18 protein-coding genes are annotated in these 19,003 nt (G+C 41.2%); 3 read left to right on the top strand and 15 right to left on the bottom strand.

Annotation, left to right across the window (positions count from 1 at the left end; translation table 11 throughout):
- Positions 1 to 147 precede the first annotated feature (147 nt).
- A complete protein-coding gene (gene dxs, locus ACQ96U_RS19280) occupies positions 148 to 2,055 on the top strand; it encodes a 1-deoxy-D-xylulose-5-phosphate synthase (RefSeq protein WP_431722898.1) in 1,908 nt (635 codons plus the stop codon).
- Between the two features lie 100 nt (positions 2,056 to 2,155).
- Here the strand turns inward: dxs and ACQ96U_RS19275 are convergent, their stop codons facing one another.
- From ACQ96U_RS19275 to nrdR, 13 genes are all read right to left on the bottom strand, one after another.
- Positions 2,156 to 2,455, bottom strand: a complete 300-nt coding sequence (locus ACQ96U_RS19275) for an ArsR/SmtB family transcription factor (protein ID WP_431722897.1) — start codon at positions 2,453 to 2,455, stop codon at positions 2,156 to 2,158.
- 14 nt (positions 2,456 to 2,469) lie between these two features.
- A complete protein-coding gene (locus ACQ96U_RS19270) occupies positions 2,470 to 2,892 on the bottom strand; it encodes a DUF6691 family protein (RefSeq protein WP_431722896.1) in 423 nt (140 codons plus the stop codon).
- A 17-nt stretch (positions 2,893 to 2,909) separates the two neighbouring features.
- Positions 2,910 to 3,329 (bottom strand): YeeE/YedE family protein, encoded by a 420-nt coding sequence (locus tag ACQ96U_RS19265; protein WP_431722895.1) that lies wholly within the window; start codon positions 3,327 to 3,329, stop codon positions 2,910 to 2,912.
- 215 nt (positions 3,330 to 3,544) lie between these two features.
- The gene (gene ribA, locus ACQ96U_RS19260; protein ID WP_431722894.1) at positions 3,545 to 4,132 is read right to left on the bottom strand and encodes a GTP cyclohydrolase II; all 588 of its coding nucleotides are present in this window, start codon (positions 4,130 to 4,132) and stop codon (positions 3,545 to 3,547) included.
- Between the two features lie 188 nt (positions 4,133 to 4,320).
- Positions 4,321 to 4,971 (bottom strand): retropepsin-like aspartic protease family protein, encoded by a 651-nt coding sequence (locus ACQ96U_RS19255; protein WP_431722893.1) that lies wholly within the window; start codon positions 4,969 to 4,971, stop codon positions 4,321 to 4,323.
- 73 nt (positions 4,972 to 5,044) lie between these two features.
- Positions 5,045 to 5,524, bottom strand: coding sequence for a phosphatidylglycerophosphatase A family protein (locus ACQ96U_RS19250; protein ID WP_431722892.1), 480 nt, complete (start codon positions 5,522 to 5,524; stop codon positions 5,045 to 5,047).
- A gap of 60 nt (positions 5,525 to 5,584) precedes the next feature.
- Positions 5,585 to 6,562: a thiamine-phosphate kinase gene (gene thiL, locus ACQ96U_RS19245; RefSeq protein WP_431722891.1), complete on the bottom strand. Its 978-nt coding sequence runs from the start codon at positions 6,560 to 6,562 to the stop codon at positions 5,585 to 5,587.
- 3 nt (positions 6,563 to 6,565) lie between these two features.
- Complete coding sequence (gene nusB / locus ACQ96U_RS19240; RefSeq protein WP_431722890.1) at positions 6,566 to 7,042, bottom strand: transcription antitermination factor NusB; 477 nt, start codon at positions 7,040 to 7,042, stop codon at positions 6,566 to 6,568.
- Positions 7,043 to 7,519 carry a 6,7-dimethyl-8-ribityllumazine synthase gene (ribH, locus tag ACQ96U_RS19235; protein ID WP_431722889.1) on the bottom strand — a complete coding sequence of 159 codons (477 nt, stop codon included), beginning with the start codon at positions 7,517 to 7,519 and terminating at the stop codon, positions 7,043 to 7,045.
- Positions 7,520 to 7,573: 54 nt separating this feature from the next.
- On the bottom strand, positions 7,574 to 8,692 hold the full coding sequence (ribBA, locus tag ACQ96U_RS19230; RefSeq protein WP_431722888.1) for a bifunctional 3,4-dihydroxy-2-butanone-4-phosphate synthase/GTP cyclohydrolase II: 1,119 nt from the start codon (positions 8,690 to 8,692) through the stop codon (positions 7,574 to 7,576).
- A gap of 92 nt (positions 8,693 to 8,784) precedes the next feature.
- Positions 8,785 to 9,459: a riboflavin synthase gene (locus ACQ96U_RS19225; protein ID WP_431722887.1), complete on the bottom strand. Its 675-nt coding sequence runs from the start codon at positions 9,457 to 9,459 to the stop codon at positions 8,785 to 8,787.
- A 109-nt stretch (positions 9,460 to 9,568) separates the two neighbouring features.
- Positions 9,569 to 10,702: a bifunctional diaminohydroxyphosphoribosylaminopyrimidine deaminase/5-amino-6-(5-phosphoribosylamino)uracil reductase RibD gene (gene ribD / locus ACQ96U_RS19220; protein ID WP_431722886.1), complete on the bottom strand. Its 1,134-nt coding sequence runs from the start codon at positions 10,700 to 10,702 to the stop codon at positions 9,569 to 9,571.
- Positions 10,703 to 10,705: 3 nt separating this feature from the next.
- Entirely contained in the window at positions 10,706 to 11,197 is a 492-nt protein-coding gene (gene nrdR / locus ACQ96U_RS19215; protein ID WP_431722885.1) for a transcriptional regulator NrdR, read from the bottom strand.
- A 353-nt stretch (positions 11,198 to 11,550) separates the two neighbouring features.
- Between nrdR and ACQ96U_RS19210 the strand changes: the two genes are divergently transcribed.
- Complete coding sequence (locus ACQ96U_RS19210) at positions 11,551 to 12,021, top strand: DUF962 domain-containing protein (RefSeq protein ID WP_431722884.1); 471 nt, start codon at positions 11,551 to 11,553, stop codon at positions 12,019 to 12,021.
- A 195-nt stretch (positions 12,022 to 12,216) separates the two neighbouring features.
- On the opposite strand, the gene ACQ96U_RS19205 is transcribed toward ACQ96U_RS19210, so the two are convergent.
- The gene (locus tag ACQ96U_RS19205) at positions 12,217 to 12,996 is read right to left on the bottom strand and encodes an arylamine N-acetyltransferase family protein (protein WP_431722883.1); all 780 of its coding nucleotides are present in this window, start codon (positions 12,994 to 12,996) and stop codon (positions 12,217 to 12,219) included.
- 17 nt (positions 12,997 to 13,013) lie between these two features.
- A complete protein-coding gene (locus ACQ96U_RS19200) occupies positions 13,014 to 13,541 on the bottom strand; it encodes a GNAT family N-acetyltransferase (protein WP_431722882.1) in 528 nt (175 codons plus the stop codon).
- A gap of 780 nt (positions 13,542 to 14,321) precedes the next feature.
- On the opposite strand from ACQ96U_RS19200, the gene ACQ96U_RS19195 reads away from it, so the two are divergent.
- Positions 14,322 to 18,914, top strand: a complete 4,593-nt coding sequence (locus ACQ96U_RS19195) for a DUF4347 domain-containing protein (RefSeq protein ID WP_431722881.1) — start codon at positions 14,322 to 14,324, stop codon at positions 18,912 to 18,914.
- Positions 18,915 to 19,003 lie beyond the last annotated feature (89 nt).

Below are 19,003 nucleotides of genomic sequence, written 5' to 3'. Positions count from 1 at the left end.
GAAAAGGTATATTGCTTAAGGTAAAACCACCATAAACTAAACCGCCAAAATGACCATCAGTCAAACATACCCTTAAACCCAAGTGCTTAACTTGAAGAATACGTAATAAATGACAAGATTATGCACTTACTGAGTTCGTGATTGCCCATGTTCCACGACATACCTCGCAGCAAGCCTGAAACACCACTGTTAGATGCTATCAGTTCACCTGAGCAGCTTAAGCAACTTCCAGAAGCTCAATTACCAGAGTTAGCAAACGAGTTACGCCAATATTTACTGTTCTGTGTCGGGCAAACAGGTGGACATTTTGGTGCTGGTTTAGGCGTTATTGAGCTAACTATTGCTCTTCACTATGTTTTTAATACCCCCGATGATCGCTTAGTGTGGGATGTGGGTCACCAAGCTTATCCTCATAAAATTCTTACTGGACGCAGGGAATCGATGCACACGTTGCGCCAGCAAGGAGGTATGGCTGGCTTTCCAAAACGCACAGAAAGTGACTATGACACCTTTGGGGTTGGGCACTCCAGTACCTCAATCAGTGCTGCTTTAGGCATGGCAATCGGAGCCCATCTACAACAGCAAGAACGCAAAACAGTCGCAATCATAGGTGATGGGGCAATGACTGCAGGTATGGCATTTGAAGCGCTAAATCATGCTTCAGATGTAGGTGCCGATATGTTGGTTATTCTAAATGACAACGATATGTCCATTTCTGACAATGTGGGTGGGCTATCAAATTATTTTGCTAAAATCCTCGCCAGCAAAATGTACCACTCTGTGCGAGAAGGTAGTAAAAAAGTCCTGAAAAAAATGCCAAAAGCATGGGAGTTAGCCAGCCGAACTGAAGAACATTTTAAAGGTATGGTTGTTCCTGGTACGCTATTTGAAGAATTAGGTTTCAACTATATTGGCCCTATCAACGGCCATGATTTAGATGCGTTGGTTCATACTTTAAAGAATATTAAGGAACTTAAAGGCCCTCAGTTTCTACATGTTGTCACCACCAAGGGTAAAGGATTTGTTCCTGCAGAAGAAGACCCTATTGGTTACCATGCAATTACCAAGTTAGAGCCATCGCCTCCCGTTCAACCTATTAAGCCTACAGTGAAAAAACCTAAGTTCTCAAATATTTTTGGGCAGTGGCTTTGTGATATGGCTGAAGTGGACTCCCAACTGGTTGGTATCACCCCTGCGATGAAAGAAGGCTCTGATCTCATTCAGTTTGCAGAGCGATTTCCTGATCGTTACTTTGACGTCGGTATTGCTGAGCAACATGCAGTAACCCTTGCAGCAGGTATTGCCTGTGAAGGCGGAAAGCCAGTCGTTGCCATTTACTCTACTTTCTTACAACGTGCATATGACCAGCTAGTACATGATGTAGCCATCCAAAATCTGAACGTATTGTTTGCAATAGATAGAGCAGGACTCGTTGGGGAAGATGGACCAACTCATGCTGGCTGCTATGACATTCCTTTTATGCGGTGTATTCCCAATATGGTGATTATGGCACCGGCTAATGAAGACGAAACACGTAAAATGTTAAGCACGGGGTTCCAACATAAGGGGCCAGCAGCTGTTCGTTACCCCAGAGGAACAGGGCCTGGCGTTCCTATAGATCAGTCTTTGGAGACATTACCCATTGGTAAAGGTGAAATAACAAAGCAAGGAAAAAAAGTTGCTATTCTCGCGTTTGGCACTTTACTTTCTGAAGCTGAGGCCGCAGCTGCCAAACTAGGTGCAACAGTCGCTAACATGCGCTTCATTAAACCTCTGGATGAATTACTTATCAGCGAACTAAGCAAGAGCCACCAGCTGCTAGTAACTCTTGAAGAAGGTGCCATTATGGGTGGTGCAGGGTCAGCTGTTAACGAATTTCTTCAAGCTGCAAATATTACGATTCCCGTCGTCAATCTAGGTATTCCTGATCGCTACATTGAACATGGTAAGCCTAAATATCAGTTAGCTGAATGTGGATTAACAAAAGAAGGCATTATTCGTGCTGTTGAAGCCAGACTAAAATTATTATCGATAGGTAATAGCTCCACAGCTTAGCTATTAATTTATACTCCTTCATCCTTCTCACACAGAGTATTAGTACATAAATAATTACACTTAAAAAAGGTAGCCTCACTTAAGACTACCTTTTACTCTTCTATTTGTCGCAATACAACTTATGCAGTACAGTAATGATTTCTGTCACTTCATAGCTATTTAAAGCGTAATAAATAGTTTGTGCATCTCGACGCGTTTTGACTAACGACTCTTGGCGTAACCAGGATAAATGTTGAGATAACGTTGATTGAGGCATGGGAAATAGCGTATTTAGCTGGGAAACAGAAAGCTCTTTTTCCTGCAGTGCACATAAAATCATTAAACGATGCTTGTGCCCTATCGCTTTTAGTACTTTTACTGCTCGGTCTGCACTACTTTCCCATTTTGCATAATCTTGCATTACTGCTTTACCAATTATTTACGTGTTAATTGTGCCAATAATGGGGAGCATTTCATACCCACTAACATAGCACCAATAAATGCGACAATTTTTAGATCACCACCACTTAGATTTGCCAAAGCAGGTCCTGGGCAAATTCCGGAAAGTCCCCAACCAATACCAAAAATTATACTACCCACAACAAGCGACTTATCAATTGTTTTTTTTGTAGGCAAAAAAAACTGCTCTTCAAAAAGAGGCTTATTTTTAGGTTTTATCCACAGTAAATAGCCTATGGCATAAATAAATAATGCTCCAGCCATCACTAATGCGAGGCTAGGATCCCAATTACCTGAAATATCTAGAAAGTTTAATACTTTTTGAGGATTAACCATTTGTGCAACAGTTAAACCTATGCCAAACAGTACACCACAACATAGTGCAATAATTTTATTCACAGCCTGGCCCTCATTCATTAGAGCAAAACATGCCGAGTCACAAAGACAACTAAGCCTGCTGTTGCCATAAATAACAACGTTGCTGTTATTGATCGCACAGATCCCCGACCTATTCCACAGATACCATGGCCACTCGTACAGCCAGATCCCAGCTGAGTACCTACTCCCACTAAAAAGCCTCCACTTAGCACTGCGACCCAGGACAAAGATAAATCAGTAGGAAGAGAAAAACCGAGTTTTGATGCCACAAAAGCGCCTAATACAATCCCCAAAATAAAAAGCCAGCGCCAACTTAAATCAGACTCCTTAAACTTCACAGCACCATTAACAATGCCTGAAATTCCAGCTATACGTCCACTTAACCAAAGCAGCAAAAATGCAGATAATCCTATGGCAACACCCCCAATGAGAGATGAAATAGGCGTAAACGATGTCATATTAATCCCTTTTTAAAAAGTCTCGATTTTTTTAATTTTCAAACAATAAAAGCACTCACTCATCTCACTGCAGTTCAGCGGTATACGCTTTAGAGATATTAAATCGTATTTCGCAAATATACAATATAATAAAAGGAAAATCCTTGCAAAAAAAAAAGCTCTAGCACTATTAGCTAAAGCTTTTAGAAACAGGCAAAACAAAACATAAAAATGTTTTAAGGAAATAAATGTCCTAACTTTCCAGCTTTAACAGCTAAGTACCGCTCATTATGTGGATTTTGCCCTGTTTGTAAGGGAATCCGCTCAACGACTTCCACCCCTTGCTGTTCTAGTGCTTGGACTTTTCGAGGGTTATTCGTTAATAAGCGAACCTGAGAAATACCAAAATGACTCAACATTGCTTTACACATATCGTACTTACGCAAATCCGCTGCAAAGCCTAACCGTTCATTAGCTTCTACAGTATCAGCACCATCATCCTGTAACTCATAGGCCCTAATCTTGTTTAGTAAGCCAATACCACGACCTTCCTGTCGAAGATAAAGCAGCACTCCCCTGCCATTTTCTGCAATTGTTTTTAAGGCAGCTTGCAGCTGAGCACCACAGTCACATCGTAAGCTAAAAAGCGCATCACCTGTAAGACACTCAGAGTGTACTCTCATCAAAACGGGCTCATCAGAGCCTAAATCCCCCATTGATAAAGCAACATGCTCTTTTCCCGTATGCTCATCCGCAAAACCGTGAAGTGTAAATGTTCCAAATGGTGTGGGTAATTGGGATGCAGCAACAAATGATACTGTCACACAAGACTCCTAACTAATTCTTACTACCAGCAAGCTACAACAACTTAAAAATAAAATAAGTAAGTCTTTAATTTAACATAGGAAGTGGCTGCATTATGCCGCTCTGTAGTAGTACCCCTTGGGTATGCAAATATACTCTACAATAACAGTGTACACCTGCAGGAAAGAAACAAAATAAAGAGACATCTTTATTTTTCCTCAAGGTACATAATGCCATCTTGCTTTGTCATTTTCACTTTATTTAAAAAGTTTGTTCCCAATAGAATTTCGTGTGGAGAACTCCCCTCAATAATGGCTGCTTCAAGGTTATAATGCACAATACCTTGTACCTCGACTTTACGTAACATAACATTAAATGTTCTTACCGCCCCTCCAGCGGTTGACGCTGCAGCGAGTTTGCCATCTCTTATGTAGTTAATATTCAGTTTTCTTGCATGCTCTGAATTCATCGCAATTAAACTTGCTCCAGTATCCACTAGCATACGAACAGGCATACCATTAATTACACCATGTGTATAATAGCTTCCCCGGTTATCCATAAGAATGGGGACACGCTTTTTAACAGGCGCGCTAAATCCTTCTGAATAGTCTCGCGATAACGGAAATGTTTTTTGAACCCCGTCAATTTCAAGGGTTGCGGATGCTACATCGGCAGAAATTAACCTGACACCCTGTTTGGCTGGTTTTCCAACCTTTAGCAAATGGCGCTGACCATTAATATTTACAACAGCTGCGCCATTATTGAACAATCCAATAACCTGAACATGTGGAGAAGCCTCAGCTATAAGCCAAATAAAGAGCACTAAACTGCCGAAAACCCACCTCAACACACCAAACATAACAACTCCCAACTGGACTACTTTTTTGATTATAGTTGACTGTTACTACTCAGCACGATGGCAGCAAAAACTGCTATCCAAAAAGCAAAATCAATAAATGAGTGGCAAACAACCCCATAATCCCAGCCATTACATCATCCAGCATGATGCCTAACCCACCATGTACATGTTTATCTACCCAGCCAATAGGCCATGGCTTAATGATGTCAAATATTCGAAACATAATGACGCCGATCAAAACCCAATACCAATGACTGGGCACAGCAAATAGCGTTATCCATAATCCAACAAACTCATCCCATACAATGCCAGGATGATCATGAACACCCAACTTGGCAGAAGCAAACCCACACAGCCAGATGCCTAATACTGCTGCCAGCAAAACGACTACGGCATAACTTATTAACGGTAATTCATGTAATAGTAACCAAAATGGCAACGCAGCTAATGTTCCGACAGTACCAGGTGCTTTAGGTGATAAGCCACTCCCCAGGCCAAATGCTAACCAGACTCTCGGATCACGCCCCAATATTGCAGGAGTAACCACCTTCATTTTTCTGTAACTCCTTATGCAGATTTAAAACCATTACTTTTACTGATGATTTCCCCAACCTTAAGAAAAATGCTGGTAACCACCCTTGATGTCAGTGATAGGCTGGCCCGATGTAGTTGCAACACCTGGCACTTGGTTGATTTGACCAATACGTGTTACAGGGCAAGAAGGCGAAAGCGTTTCAATAATGTCTTTTGCCATATGAGGAGGTGCAGTAAAACAAATTTCATAGTCATCCCCCCCCGTCAACATAACCTGTTGCCGTGTTTCTAATTCAGGCAGCACTTGTCGTAAGGCATTAGAAGCAGGTAAAGATGAGAGGTCTAATAACGCCCCTACTTGACTCATTGTTAAGATATGGCCTAGGTCAGCAAGCAGTCCATCAGAAATATCAATTGCACACTGACAGCCCAGTGCTACAAGTTGTTGTGCCGCAGCCACTCTTGGTTCTGGCTGATAATAGTGACGCCACAATGTCTTTAAATATTCATCGGTGGGACTTTCAACTAATCCTTGCTGAAGATAAGGCAACCAAGCTGCAGCATCACCTAGCGTTCCTGTAACCCAAATATCATCACCAGGTTTTGCACACTGTCGGGATAACCAGTTATCAGTTTTCACCAAACCATGGACTTGTAATGTAATGGTTAAGGGACCTCGCGTAGTATCCCCACCCACTAAAGAAATACCTACTTTCTGGGCCAATTGCTGTAAACCTTGAGCAAAGCCAAACAGCCATTCTGGGTTTGCTTCAGGTAGTGTTAAACCTAAGGTAAACCACGCCGGCTCAGCCCCTATTGCGGCTAAATCACTTACTGTTACGGCAAGTGCTCGATAACCAATGAGTTCAGGTGCCGCTTCGGCAGGAAAATGAACGTCAGCAACGAGTGTATCCATTGAAACAGCAAGCTGTCTGCCATCAGGTACTGACATAACAGCACAGTCATCACCAATTCCTAGCTGGGGAGACCATGGCCCAGCACTTGCCAAGCCAGGTTGTTGAAAATAGCGAGCAATCAAACCAAACTCAGATAGCACGTGTTACTTGCCCCGTAACGCTCGTATTTCTGCCATTCGTGCTCTTGCAGCGACCTTATCCAAAATACCATTAACATAGCGGTGACTTTCCACTGCACCATAGCGCTTCGCAAGTTCAATGGCTTCGTTAATAACCACTTTACAAGGCACATCTAAACGATACAGTAATTCAAACGTCCCTATCCGTAATGTTGTCAACTCAATCGGATCCAACTCATTGAAGTTCCGATCCAAAAAGGGTTCAAATCCATCCTGAATTGCTTTTAGATGACGTGGTATCCCATGTAACAGCTCAGAGAAATAGCTCAGATCAACTTTTGACATGTCGTAGTCAGTACGGAACTGAGCATCAATATCCGTCAAGTTGGCTCCAGCCATATGCCACTGATACAACGCCTGTAGTGCATACTGACGCGCCTTTCTTCGCTCAGAGGGTTTTGGTCTGGCTGCATTGTTAGGATTGGAAACTGTATCGTTCACTTAAGACCCCAGCTGATTAAGTAAGCTAACCATCTCGAATGCAGTCATTGCGGCTTCTTCACCTTTATTACCCGCCTTGGTTCCTGACCGTTCAATCGCTTGTTCAATACTATCAACAGTTAACACGCCAAATGTCACCGGAAGTTCTGCTTCTAAAGACACTACACCCAAGCCTTTAGCACACTCTCCAGCAACATAATCAAAGTGTGGTGTACCACCACGAATAACCGCACCTAATGCAATTATGGCATCATATTTACCAGAGTTAGCTGCTTTCTTGACTACCAAAGGCATTTCAAAAGCACCAGGACAACGAATAACGGTAATATGATCTTTCGCAACGCCATGACGTAGTAAAGTATCCAATGCACCTTGTAACAAACTTTCTACAACAAAAGCATTCCAGCGGGTTACAACAATCGCATATCTTCCATCGTTTGGTGTTAATACACCTTCGAGGGTTGTTATGTCTGACATAGTTTCCTCGTTAACAAAGACCGCGTGTATAGCATTAACCAATAATGCAGCACGCTACTGAGCGCAACTGATATATTCCACAATTTCCAGATCAAACCCAGAAATTGCACTAAATTTTATGGGTGAACTCATTAAGCGCATTTTTGTGACACCTAATAAGCGTAAAATCTGCGAGCCTGTCCCTACAGTTAAATAAGCACCACTACTATTATATGCAGGATTACGTGGTCCTTTTTTGTCAGGATAAAAGAAGCGTTGCATACTACCAGCAAAATCAATGGTTTGCTCTGAGTCCAACAAAACAACGACACCTCTTCCCTCTTCTGCAACCACCTTTAATGCTCTTTGAAAGGTCCAGCGCGGTGATTCTGATTTCTGAGCACCTAATAAGTCTCGAAAAGCATCTGCAACATGGACGCGCACTAAAACAGGTTCATCTGTACGCACATCACCTTTAACCAAAGCAAGATGTGTCTGTTCTTGAACCGTGTCATGAAAGACCACCAGCTCAAACTCGCCAAACTCAGTGAGAACCGATTGTCGTTGTGTTTCGACAACCGTCTTTTCATGTAAAATTCGGTACTGAATTAACTCAGCGATAGTACCAATTTTCAGCTGGTGCTTTTCTGCAAATAGCTCCAGGTCAGGGCGACGCGCCATAGTACCATCTTCGTTCATAATTTCCACAATCACTGCTGCCGGGGTTAATCCTGCCAAACGCGCTAAATCACAACCTGCTTCCGTATGACCGGCACGACTAAGCACGCCACCAGGTTGAGCGCGTAATGGGAAAATATGTCCTGGCTGAACGATGTCTTCTGGCTTGGCATTAGGATCTACCGCCACCTGGATTGTTCTAGCCCGGTCAGCGGCTGAAATACCCGTCGTTACCCCCTCTGCCGCTTCAATTGACACCGTAAAATGCGTTCCGAAAGGCGTTTTATTCGATGGCACCATCGGGGTTAAACCAAGGTAATCACATCGCTCATTAGTCATTGGCAAGCAGACTAAACCTCGAGCATGTGTCACCATAAAATTAATGGCTTCAGGTGTAACCAGCTCTGCCGCCATGATTAAATCACCTTCATTTTCCCGGTCTTCATCATCCATCAGGATGATCATTTTTCCGGACCGAAGATCGTCAATGAGTTCAGGGATGGTATTTAATTTCATGGTTACTCCTGAAAAACACAGCGGCATTACAAAATATTGCTATCTGAATTTATTGTTAACACACATTAAACCAATTAACAGGTATATAACTATTACTTCCTTGGTGTTAAAAAACCATGTTCAGCTAAAAACTCGGAAGTGATTGAAGGTGAAGACGTATCAGGCTCTGCAGCCTTGTCACCTAAAAGCAGACGCTCAAGATGTCTTGCTAAAATATCAACTTCAAGATTCACCTTAGATCCTACTTGGTAGTGCTGAATAATGGTCTGATTAATGGTATGGGGTACAATATTAAGTTCAAACCAACTGCCGTTTACTTGATTAACCGTTAAACTGGTTCCATCAACTGTAATCGACCCCTTTGCAGCAATGTATTTCGCCAATGCCCTAGGAGCACCAATACCTAAGCGTCTAGAACGCCCATCAGCATGCAGCTCATTCACTACACCCACACCATCTACATGCCCGCTAACGATATGCCCACCAAGATGAGATGTTGGCATTAGTGCTTGTTCAAGATTAACCTTATTGCCCACCTGCCAGTGTGCTACTGTCGTGCAGTCCAACGTTTCTTTGGACACATCCGCCCAATAACCTTTTTTAGCGATTTTTGTTACGGTCAAACAAACACCATTAGTAGCAATACTATCACCGATAGCTACCGTACTCATATCAAGAGCACCCGCATCAACATGAAGGGATATGTCTTGACCATGGTGTTGTATTGAAAGGATTTGGCCAACAGCCTGAACAATACCTGTGAACATAAAGTTGCCTATCAGAGCCACACACTAAAAACATTCTTTATAAATGTGGTATCAAAAACACCATCAGCATATACCTGCATTTCACCTATCAAACCAAGTTATTTCCTGATTAATTGTAAACAGGATATGCAATCAACCGCCAATCATCCCCCACTTGCCGCCAATCAGCAATCTTTAATGTGACTTTATCTGTCATTGATGTCCACTGTGGTGTAAGAAAAGCCGGTCGTGTTTGACTCCCCATTAAAACTGGCGCGGTATAAATGATTAATTCATCAATTAAATGATCAGCTAAAAATGCACCCGCTAATGTTGCTCCTGCTTCAATCAAAACGTCGTTCACTTCCGCTCGTGCTAGCTTTTTTAATACGGCAGTTAAATTTATCTTTCCAGCGCGATCACTTTCTACTTCCCATAACTCAATCCCTTTTTCTTTCAGTGACCGCTGCTGGTCAATCGCAGCCCCTGTAGAATGCACAATAATCACTTTTCCTTTCGTGTGCAGAAGCTTTGCGGTCAGGGGAATTTGTAAATGGCTATCTAAAAGTACACGTATCGGAGGTATTTTTTGCTCAGCAATTTCTGGTAATTGTGCTTGAGTCAAACGCACATTAAGTGAAGGATCATCAGCAAGTACAGTACCAATCCCAGTGATGATAGCAGCACTTTTAGCTCTATATTTATGCACGTCCACTCTAGCCGCAGAGCTTGTTATCCACTGACTTTCACCATTTTCCATGGCTGTTGCACCATCCATGCTCATGGCTACTTTGCAACGAACATAAGGCAAGCCTTCACACATGCGCTTAATAAAACCAGGGTTGAGGGCTTTTGCCTCCGTTTCAAGCACACAACAAACGACGTCAATACCTGCTGCTTGTAAGTATTTTATCCCTTTCCCAGCCACTAATGGATTAGGATCTTCCATTGCGATAACAACTCGCTTTACTCCCGCTGTAATCAATGCATCACTACAAGGTGGTGTTCGGCCATGATGGCTGCATGGCTCCAGGGTGACATAAACAGTCGTGTCTTTTGCTTGACCTGCAGGAAGACTAGAAAGTGCGTCAATTTCAGCATGGGGCTCTCCAGCTCGTCTATGCCAACCTGACGCAATGATCTGGCCGTTTAGCGTAATGACACAGCCTACACGAGGATTGGGATGTGTAGAATAGGTACCTTTAGCCGCTAGTTGTAAGGCTTTCGCCATCATAGCTTGATCAAAGGCAGATACTGTCGGCATAACTTATTGTTCTGAAGATTTATAACGATCAGTGATGTGCTGAGGCTCTTTTTCCAGCCGATCAATTTCTTCACGAAACTCATTAAGATCTTTGAAACGCCGGTAAACAGATGCAAAGCGGATATAAGCCACTTCATCCAGCTTTTGTAATTCACGCATAACCAGTTCACCTACAATGAGTGACTCTACTTCCCGGTCTCCACAGGCACGAAGGTTATGCATTATTCGATTGATAGCGTCCTCAATCTTTTCGACGCTCACTGGACGCTTTTCCAATGAGCGCAGTATACCAGCACGAAGTTTATCTTCATCAAAAGGCTCACGACTGCCATCTTGCTTTATTAATCTAGGCATGACTAACTCAGCGGTTTCATAGGTCGTGAAACGCTCTGTACATGAAAGACATTCACGACGTCGCCTGACCTGTATACCGTCAGCGACAAGTCGAGAATCAATGACTTTGGTGTCTTTTGCACCACAAAAAGGACAATGCATGGCTTAACTAAATCCCTGAAACACTATTAAGAGCAAGTCAAGCGCAATCGATAAACCATGGTAATAGATTTATTTGATGTAGACTGCTGTAATCATAGTACAGATATATTTAACTAACACAAGTCTATTGTCGTAATTTTCTACTGAACCTTATCCTTTCTGCATACTGTCACTTTTCTATGTCACGTTATTCCCATAATTGATGTTTCTTTTTCAAAAACAATAGTTCATTAGCGAGTATAAACCAACAACGACATCAAGCATGGCCGTTAACGCAATAAAACGACTATTAAAGAAAACTCAAAACACGTTCAAACGGGTTATCTTAATTAGACAACAAGGAGCAGGCAGCAATGGCAAAAACACTTGATCAATGGTTTATAGAATACAGCTCAAGTCACCAACACCCTTTAAACAAAAAAATTCACTTCATTGCAGTTCCAACCATTTATGCTACTGTGATTGCTTTATTATGGTCAATCCCATTACCTGAGATCTTCACGTCTTTTGTTTGGCTTAACATAGGTACGCTATCAGTATTACTCGTCGTTGCCTTCTATAGCACGCTATCCATTCAGCTCAGTATTATCATGCTATGTTTTTCTGGAACCATTCTTTTAGGATGTTACTGGTTATCGTTGTATAGCCCATGGCCATTATGGTTAGTTGCCCTACTACTCTTTATCTTTATGTGGATACTTCAGTTTATTGGTCATGCAATTGAGGGCAAAAAACCTTCTTTTTTTAAAGATCTACAGTTTTTATTAATTGGGCCTGCCTGGGTGATGGCTTGTTTATTTCAGGGGTTAAAACAAAGCAACTAGATCCTAAATCCAAACTTTGTAAACAAAAATTAGCATCTTTACTTTCCTAGCATTTTACCCCAGCCGTGAAGCTATCAACGACACCTCGCCTGGGGTAGCGGTGCTCAACAAGTTCTATTAATCGCCTTGACAGATCAGACTGGCCCCACTAAAAATCCTTCGCTATACGTATGTTTTTAGAACAATGATTACGCACTAACTCGCTGACACAATTGCGCTTTCAGGCAACACCCCAAGCAAAAAATACTCTTTAAAAACTGCACCTAAACCACCTAATTGCTCTACAGGTGTTTGTACCTTGGTTCCCTGGCGATTAGTGCTAATTAAGGTCGTATCATTCAATGTCACACGCCCATCCACTAAAGCACGTGAACACAGCAGGTTTCGTTTAAACTTAGAAGCATAAGAAGATTGGTGATAATGACAACGTTCAGCAAAATCACTCAGTTCCACAGGCACAACCTGAAAACGATATTGAGGCAACCACTGTAATTGGGTGAATATTTCAAGTTGCCAATAGTCATCCTTTTTCTGTAACCGGTAATGTCCAGAGATATCGGTGTGTTCCTTACCTGCCAACAAAGGCAGTGGTGACCGAAAACCATCACCAAAACCCACATCAACTAACCAAGGCTGATCTAAATTAACAAGCAAAGCAAGGTGATCAAAGGGAGGTGTAAATTCTTTTTGCTTTTCATCATAAACTTCAGCAGCAATCATATTGACACTATAACCTAGCTCACCTAGTAACCAACCAAATAAACCATTTAACTCAAAACAAAAACCGCCTCGTTGCTGAAAAACTATTTTTTGGTATAACCACGGCAGTTTCAGTTCTATTGGTTGACGATAAATAACACTTAAGTTTTCAAACGGCACTTGCTGTAGATGAGCCTGATGCAGCTTACGTAAGTAAGTGAGTGTAGGCTGTTCCTTTTTACATCCAAACCGCTCTAAGTAGTGTGCACTGTCCATATTCCCACCCTTTTGTTTTAATCAATAGCTCTTTTCCTAAAAACATAAATATCAACGACCTTGCCATCCACAACACCAGCTTGCCTGAGCTTTTGTTTTATTTCAAACCCTAACCGCTTGGCAACAGCAATGCTGGCTGTATTACCTGCATGACAGTGAATTTCAATAGTGCGAAGTTTTAGCTGCGAAAAACAGTATTGAACTAATTTATCAGCACAACGATGAATAATCCCTTGCCCCGTGAAATCGATATCCAGCCAATAACCTAATGTAGCTACTCTTTGCTGCCAGTTGATTGTATTTAAACTAACAGATCCAACAAGTTGACGGTTAAAATAAACACCTCCTAACCAAATGGTATGATATCGCCAGCTTTTATCGGCTACACGGCTGAGTAATCCCTTTATAAAAGCTTCAGTTAGGTGAATATCATGCCACCAAAAGAGCCTTGGTAGGTTTTTAACTGCCAACCGATGAAATTGATTAGCATCTTGTGGTTTTAACGTTTGAAGGGTAAGGTGCTTATCTACCTTTAGTACAAACACTCATATCAACCTATTGTTATTGCTTATCCAGTGGCAATCTTAATGTCTATTTTAGAGTTAAAGACATGACCATGTGATTTACAGTTTTTTTACTATTACATTATTTGTACGGTCTTACCATATTTAAAACCAAAAATTTACTACTACACAGCTTAATGCAGGTCATGTAACTGCTTTTCTTTAATTCCTAAACGCTACCCTTTCATAGACAATCATTCATCAAGAATGAATCAACAATAACAGCATTTATTTAGTACGAATATGCAAGCATTTATTATCATAACTAATTGAACTTTAAGAATATATTAAATAGAATAACTTACGCACCTTATCTTATACTACTGTTAATGGAACATATTTTCAAATATTCATACCAGCCCCAACTGACGACTTAATTATCGACCACACAATATCCACCCCAGAAGAATCCGATATAGCCTATTAATACTTTTTTTATATTTCTGACTAAAAATATAAAGCAACAGCAAACTACTGTAGAAGTAACGACCACTTAATCAATCATAGAATTAAGCATTATTGTGCCTATAATCCATCCAAAGCAAAAAGTAATTAATATATTTCCCTATTCATTCAATAATCAATTTTTGATTAGTTACTTTATTTTTTATAGTCATCAATCAGTATTAAACCACGAAAGGTGCAACATGCATTATACTAAAGACAAAACCCATAATATTTTTATTGGCTTTTTTTCGCATTCTCTACAAACTATCTAATAGTACATATTTAAAGTAGTATTCGTATTTTGGAGCACTTGCTATGTTCAAAAAAAATACCCTTGCAGTACCTGTTATGGGTATTGAACTTTTGGAAAATCGTGTTTTATTTGATGCAGCATTTGGTGCAACAGTAGATGCTATTGAAACACAACAAGATATGGATAATTTTGAAACTCCTATTCAGCCAACCGAATTAGACTCAACTGAAACACTTAGCACCATAGTCATCATTGATAGTCGTATTGAAAATAGTGAGCTAATTAAAGCAGAGTTTCCTGAAGCGCAAGTGTTTAGTTTATCAAATCATCAAAATGGTGTGGAACAAATACACGCCATTTTGAAACAGTTTCAATCCAGTGAAACAAAGCCTCAAGAAATAATTTTATTTTCCCATGGTAAATCAGGTGAGCTATTAATTGGCAACAACGCTCTTACATTAGATGCTATCAATCATAATTACACAGACTTACTTAAAGACATACGCAACCTGACAGCCGATGATGCCGTATTAGCTATTTATGGGTGTAATGTTGCAAGTAATTACGAAGACCAAATAGCGCTCGATACCCTTGCCAACTTAACAGGACTTGATATTGCCGCCTCAACAGACCTGACAGCTTCAACAAGCCTCGCAGGTGACTGGGAGTTAGAGTATTCGACCAATAACGTTATAATTGCACCCACTTTATCCACACAATTTCAATTAAATTACCCAACAACACTTGCAACACCAGGCAATGTGGCAAGTGCCAACCTAACTCTATGGTTAAAAGCCGATGCGGGCGTTACAGAATCAGGAGGATCTGTATCAGCTTGGGCAGATCAAAGTGCAGCCGGTGGTAACAACTCTGTTAGCCAAGCAACTGGCACTCAACAACCTCAACGCCAGTTAAGCACTGTTAACTTCAATCCTTCACTACTTTTTGATGGAACTGATGATGAACTAACAAAAATAAATTTTAATGGAACAGATATTATTTCTAACAACAACAATACCATGTTTGCTGTTGTCAATGTTTTTTCGCCTGGCGTTGTTGCTCAGTGGGAGCATAATGATGGAGTCCTCCGCACAGATAGAATAAATATTGAATATACTGGCCCCAATAATCCACGTTTTGATTTTTCAGATGATGTAGGGGGGAAAATTTCTGGTCCAACGGTTTCCAGCACCTATCATATTGTATCTGGTGTGGCGAATATTCCAAATAATTCCCTTTATGTTGATGGTTTACGCAGCGGAACTACGGCAGCTGCTCCTGCTGCTGATAACTCACTATTAGGTAATCTATCTATTGGTTCTTATCCTGATGCACTAGGTACTGTGAATGCAGGAATGAATTTAAGTGAAGTTATTATTTATAACACCACTCTTTCTTTAGCCGATAAGCAAAAAGTTGAGACTTATCTGGCTGTAAAGTACGGGATTACCCTTGATCCTACCGATAATGAAGGAGGTATCACTGAAGGCGATTATGTTACATCTACAGGAGTAACAGCGTGGGACTATACAGCTAACTCCGGATACCATAACAATGTAGCAGGGGTTGCTATTGATTCAGGGAGTGACCTCAACCAATTAAAATCAAAATCAATTAACTCAGGTAGTGCAGTTACTATAGAAGTAACTTCATCTCTTGATGATGGTGACTATTTAATGTGGGGTAGTAATGGGGCATCAGGTGAAATTTCAACAGAAATGCCCGCAAACTCAGGATTCTCTAAACGCTTAGCTACAGAGTGGAAACTTCAGGAAGTCCAAGATTTCGGTAATGCAACGATTACGTTTGACCTCAACGCACTTGGATTAACAGGAAAATCCTCAAGTGACCTTTTAATGGTTGTTGACACTGATGATGGAGATTTTTCCAATTCTTTTGCCTTTACTTCACCCTCCTCATTTGGAGGATCTACTGTAACTTTTGATGTACCGTATCTAAACAACGGGTTTTATTTCACACTTTTTACTGAGGCCAACACTGCTCCAGCCATAAATAATTTAGATGGTGATTCAACAACATTAAACCCATTTGCAAGTTCCACTGTCACACTTGATCAAGGTACCTCTGCAACATTTACAGATACAACCAGTTCCAACTTACAAGATGGAGCATTAACAGTTCAGTTCACAGCAGGCAGTGATCCGACTGAAGATACATTAGTGATTAACAACCAAGGTGTTGGCTTAGGCCAAATTGGTGTTGCGGGCGCTAATGTAACCTATGAAGGTACCACCATTGGTACATTTGCTGGAGGTAATGGAGGCACCCCACTCACTGTTAATTTTAATGTTAATGCCACATCTACAGCTGTTTCTGCTTTACTACAACAAATCCAGTATACCAATACTGATCCTGGTAGCCCTACTTTAGGCTCACGAACCATTATCTTCTCGGCTACGGATGGGGATGGCGGTACCAGTAATACTGCGACTGTCACATTAAACCTAGCCAATGCAGCACCCTCTCTTAACAATTTGGATGGCGATACGCAAACCATTAACCCTACTGTAACGGCAACAACAACCCTTGACCAAGTAACTGCAGCAACCATTGTTGATACTGATAGCCCAGACTTCAATAATGGCAGTTTAGTGACCCAATTCACTGCGGGTTCAGACCCAACAGAAGACACATTAGTGATTAATAACCAAGGTGTTGGCTTAGGCCAAATTGGTGTTACTGGTGCTAATGTAACCTACGAAGGCACCACCATTGGTACATTTGCTGGAGGTAACGGAGGCACCCCGCTCACTGTTAATTTTAACATTAATGCTACACCAACGGCCGTTTCTGCTTTACTACAACAAATTCAGTATACTAATACTGATCCTGGAAACCCTACCTTAGGTACACGAACCATTACCTTCTCCGCAACTGATGGGGATAGTGGTACCAGTAATACTGCGACTGTCACTCTAAACCTGGCCAATGCAGCACCTGTCGTTAGTAATTTAGATGGCGACAACCAAAGTATTACTCCAAATATTTCAAATACAACTTTTCTTGATCAAGGCACTGCTGCTTCTGTGACTGATGATGCCCCTAATTTTAATACCGGTAGTCTCACGGCAGCCTTTACTGCAGGTAGCGACAGTACAGAAGATGTTTTAAGTATAAATAATCAAGGCACCAACCCAGGTCAGATTGGTATTTCAGGTAGTAATGTCACCTATGGCGGTACCATTATTGGCACATTTACCGGTGGCACAAATAATTCACCTTTAGTGATTACATTTAACGCAAATGCTACCCCTGCTGCCGTTACAGCACTTACACAACAATTACAGTACACCAATACAGACACAACGGATCCAACAGCTGGCACAAGAAGTATCGATATTAGTGTTATTGATAATCAAGGCACAACAAGTAACACTTCAACTGTCACCATTACCGTCAACAACATCAACCCTACTATTAATAATTTCACTGAAGTTATTAATGTGAATCCTGGTGACCCAACTACATTTCCTTTAGATGGTGGTACACCCGCTACTATTGTTGACCCAACCAGTACTGATTTTAATACAGGTACACTGACAGCAACATTTGTCAGTGGATTAGTACCTGGAGAAGATGATGTAACAGTGAATAACCAAGGTAATGGCCCTGGTGAAATAGGAGTAAGTGGCTCAACGGTTAGTTATGGAGGAACCCCTATTGGAACCTTTACAGGCGGTACAAATGGCGTGCCTCTACAATTTAATTTTAATAGCAATGCGAACCCAACAAATGTCTCAGCATTACTCCAACAAATTACCTATGTTAATCAAAACCCAGATAACCCCACTGTAGGTACTCGAATCATCCATGTAGTTGCTACTGATGGAGATGGTGGGACCAGTAATGTTGCAGAAATTCGCATTGATATAAATGGAGCCACACCAACAATACCCACTCATCCAACAACACCAGGTGTTGATGGTGAAAGCAGTGGAGAAGAATCTGAAGTTAAACCCAGGTTACAACCTCATCCGACATCATCTCCAATTACATCAACATTATCGCCAGGACTCACACCACCCAGCTTATTATCCAGCCCATTACCTGAATCATTAAAACCAGCAACGACAGTATCGATTGATGGAAAAGCGGTATACCACCCATTACCTCATCACAATTACGATTCTGAACGTATTCAACATATGGTATTTGGTCTCACCAACTATGACCGTGGAGATATTGCTAATACGATAACCACTAAAGTACTTGGCGAGCCCGAAGCTAATATTCTTGATCTAATTTTTGTTGAAGTGGAAAAAGTACACGACAGCTGGGCTGGTTATATTGACCATTCTGTGCAAATTAATGGACAAGCTGTAACAGGCTACGGTGGTTGTGTTATGGAAGCACCCAGTCATGCAAATTTTTCATTGGATACTCAGCGTGGTGTTTTTAACCTGAACCTTTCTAGTGGTGAAACCGCAAAAGTTCATCTCGAAGTTTATTTAGCGAATGGTGAAACCATTGAACAAAATGTTGTCATCGATGGTTCGACGGGTTCAGTTTCTTCGACAGAATCAAGCTCAGTTAATTGTAAGCCGAATGCACAAGCAGCAGTCGACTTCCCTATTAATCACAACGCTTTTAATAACCAGTTAAACAAGCTAGTTACGATGTATTATGAGCACTAATAAAACAATTTAATACGCTTTATTAAAGATAAAAAATAAATCATTTATCACTTTACCCCACCACCAAGGGTCAATGAACTGGAGTGGAA

The sequence above is a fragment of the Zooshikella sp. RANM57 genome, from assembly GCF_050749885.1.
GTDB lineage: Bacteria > Pseudomonadota > Gammaproteobacteria > Pseudomonadales > Zooshikellaceae > Zooshikella.
The sequence above is the reverse complement of the archived record's forward strand: the minus strand, read 5'-3'. Positions and strand labels throughout refer to the sequence as shown.

Bases quoted from the DNA above. Each gene is read 5' to 3' on its own strand.
- ACQ96U_RS19265 (WP_431722895.1), bottom strand. From the start codon at position 3,329: ATGACATCGTTTACGCCTATTTCATCTCTCATTGGGGGTGTTGCCATA.
- ACQ96U_RS19205 (WP_431722883.1), bottom strand. From the start codon at position 12,996: ATGGACAGTGCACACTACTTAGAGCGGTTTGGATGTAAAAAGGAACAG.
- ribD (WP_431722886.1), bottom strand. From the start codon at position 10,702: ATGCCGACAGTATCTGCCTTTGATCAAGCTATGATGGCGAAAGCCTTA.
- ribBA (WP_431722888.1), bottom strand. From the start codon at position 8,692: ATGAAATTAAATACCATCCCTGAACTCATTGACGATCTTCGGTCCGGA.
- ACQ96U_RS19255 (WP_431722893.1), bottom strand. From the start codon at position 4,971: ATGTTTGGTGTGTTGAGGTGGGTTTTCGGCAGTTTAGTGCTCTTTATT.
- dxs (WP_431722898.1), top strand. From the start codon at position 148: ATGTTCCACGACATACCTCGCAGCAAGCCTGAAACACCACTGTTAGAT.
- ACQ96U_RS19225 (WP_431722887.1), bottom strand. From the start codon at position 9,459: ATGTTCACAGGTATTGTTCAGGCTGTTGGCCAAATCCTTTCAATACAA.
- nrdR (WP_431722885.1), bottom strand. From the start codon at position 11,197: ATGCATTGTCCTTTTTGTGGTGCAAAAGACACCAAAGTCATTGATTCT.
- ACQ96U_RS19210 (WP_431722884.1), top strand. From the start codon at position 11,551: ATGGCAAAAACACTTGATCAATGGTTTATAGAATACAGCTCAAGTCAC.
- ribH (WP_431722889.1), bottom strand. From the start codon at position 7,519: ATGTCAGACATAACAACCCTCGAAGGTGTATTAACACCAAACGATGGA.
- ACQ96U_RS19195 (WP_431722881.1), top strand. From the start codon at position 14,322: ATGTTCAAAAAAAATACCCTTGCAGTACCTGTTATGGGTATTGAACTT.
- ACQ96U_RS19250 (WP_431722892.1), bottom strand. From the start codon at position 5,524: ATGAAGGTGGTTACTCCTGCAATATTGGGGCGTGATCCGAGAGTCTGG.
- ACQ96U_RS19275 (WP_431722897.1), bottom strand. From the start codon at position 2,455: ATGCAAGATTATGCAAAATGGGAAAGTAGTGCAGACCGAGCAGTAAAA.